This window comes from Streptomyces brasiliensis (genome assembly GCF_014647875.1).
Taxonomy (GTDB): Bacteria; Actinomycetota; Actinomycetes; order Streptomycetales; family Streptomycetaceae; genus Streptomyces; species Streptomyces brasiliensis.
Genome location: NZ_BMQA01000189.1, coordinates 1 through 2,203, shown reverse-complemented (window position 1 = coordinate 2,203; position 2,203 = coordinate 1). Strand labels below are relative to the sequence as shown.

Annotated in this window: 2 protein-coding genes; both read left to right on the top strand. The window is 66.0% G+C overall.

What is annotated here, in order from left to right; all coding sequences use genetic code 11:
- Positions 1 to 882: 882 nt before the first annotated feature.
- Positions 883 to 1,086, top strand: a complete 204-nt coding sequence (locus IEZ19_RS49565) for a suppressor of fused domain protein (RefSeq protein ID WP_308429110.1) — start codon at positions 883 to 885, stop codon at positions 1,084 to 1,086.
- A 27-nt stretch (positions 1,087 to 1,113) separates the two neighbouring features.
- The gene (locus IEZ19_RS49560) at positions 1,114 to 1,677 is read left to right on the top strand and encodes a Ku protein (protein ID WP_189317923.1); all 564 of its coding nucleotides are present in this window, start codon (positions 1,114 to 1,116) and stop codon (positions 1,675 to 1,677) included.
- Positions 1,678 to 2,203: the final 526 nt, after the last annotated feature.

Below are 2,203 nucleotides of genomic sequence, written 5' to 3'. Positions count from 1 at the left end.
AGGCATTACGCGGGTAGCGATGCCTCGTTGGGGTGAAGCAGGTCACGTTGTCGCCGCTCACGGCCTTGGGACTGGTGAGGTCGCATGTTGAGGTGTCGCGTATTCGGAGCTGACGTCGGCAGCCCCATGACGCTGAGTGAGCTGTCAGGGGCGGTCGATCGCGATCTGGGATGATCGCGCGGTGAGTGATGCGACGTTGCTGGCCGCGGAGGCTGTTGAGTCACATGTCCGGGTGTTCTTCGAGGGCACTCCGTGGAGGTCGTCGACTACGGCCTCGGGCCGGAACGGCGACAGGTGGCGCCCGATCTGCGAGTCCTCATTGTGGGGCCCGGTCCCCGCAGCGACAGCTGGGCCTATGTGACCGCCGGGTGCTGGGCCACGATGGAGAAAGACGGTCACGGCCTTGAGTTCGTCATGACCGCCCACGTCCGCGACCAGCGGTTCATCGAGCTCATGGCGATGATCGCCTACTTACCACTGCGGAGGGCATCAGCTCGACCTGGAGCACAGCATGCCGATCGGTGAACCGTGGGTGCCGGGGTCGGCGATGACGGCACTCTGGAGGTGAGTCTCGGTGAGGACCTGCATGTATCAGTTTATGCATTTGGGGGATCCCTCATCGACGACTTTAAAGGCTCAAGCAGAGAAGCAGCACGCACGATCAACAGGCGGCTGCCCCCCCGGTGCGATAGGCGAATCCCAGAACGTCCATCAGGTGCGCTGGAAGCGGTCCAAGTATGCTGATATCTCAAGCTGGTTCTCTGTGCTTTGATATCAGGTGCGGGTGCGATCTGGATGGCGCTCACCGGGTAAGCACTCAGTCTCAATTCACCGCGTGATCATCTTTTCGGAGTGCCCCAGATGTAGAGAACCTGCGATCACCTGCTCATCAGCCTGCCCTCTCTCCACGGACCAGACCTTGAACACTGTCCCGTTTCCGGGGGCCACGCCCGCATCCTGTGGACCCTGCCCGTAACGACAGCCGAGATCGAGTTCCGCAGGCGTCACGGGCACAAGGCGTTGGAGCAGCTCTTCGACGAGGCAGAAATCATCCCCACCGATCCTTTCAGGGCGTCGGTTGCCTGAGTCTCCGTCCTCCGGCAGTCACCGATTGTGGTCGCCAGGGGCGTATCGGCTCCAGGTTCCGCCAGCCTCGGTGACCAGCCGGGTGGCGGTCTCGACGTACTGGGATTCGTCGAGTCCGACACCGTCGAACCGGTCTCCTACCAGCGCGCCTACTACGCCCGCCCGGCCAGCCTCGCTGCCGAGCGGCCCTATGAGGTCCTCGTCGCCGCGCTGGCCCGCACCGGCCTGGTGGGGATCGCCAGAACAGCCCTGCGCTCCCGGGAGCGGCTCGCGGTCCTGTACCCCTGGCACGGGGTGCTGGTCGTTCACACCGCCTTCTGGCCGGACGAAATTCGTGAGCCGGGACCCGCCGCGACCGGGCCGGTGACCGAGCGCGAACTGGAGCTCGCAGAGGTGCTGCTGGGTCAACTGCAGGGCATCGACGCCCAGGCCGTCCACGACGATTACGCCAAGGCCCTCCACCAGCTCGTGGCCGCGCTCAGCTCGGGGAGGACGCCGGCGGCACCCGCCGTACCCCGGGAGCCGCCGCTGGACCTGATGGCGGCTCTGGAGGCGAGCATCCGCGCCGCCCGCCTCGACCAGAGCTCGTAGCTGCACCCGACGCTGAAGGGTGCAACGGGGATCAACTCGGCTGCCTGCGGCTCAACCCCTCATCGGCGTCGAGGTCGGCCTGGCGCTGCTCGGTCAACTTGGCAGTCCGGCGACGGTGTTGTCCAGAAAACCGCCCGCCCTGCCGGACCGCACCGCAGACCTGTCTAGGGGTTCGACGTGCTTCCTGTGCACTCCGGCGGCAGCAGTTGCCAACCTGTCCATGCTGGGGGCAGAGGCCGGCGCGGCTGTACGCCGCTCTCGTCGGCGCCTCCACGCACCCTGGGCGGTCCCGAGCATCCCAACGCCTCACCACCTGGCACCAGCTGGCCGCCTGGCGGGGGAACGAGGGGGTCCACTCACGCCGTGGATGGTGGACTGGCGGTCGTCGCTGGGGTATGGATGGCGTGGGAGGCGTGTGATCTGTCGGACGATGGTCTGGTGTGGATGTTCCGGGAAGGGATGTCCCTGGGCCGGGGTCCAGACGAGAATCCCGGCCCGTTTACTGCGGGCCGGGATTCTGTGTTGT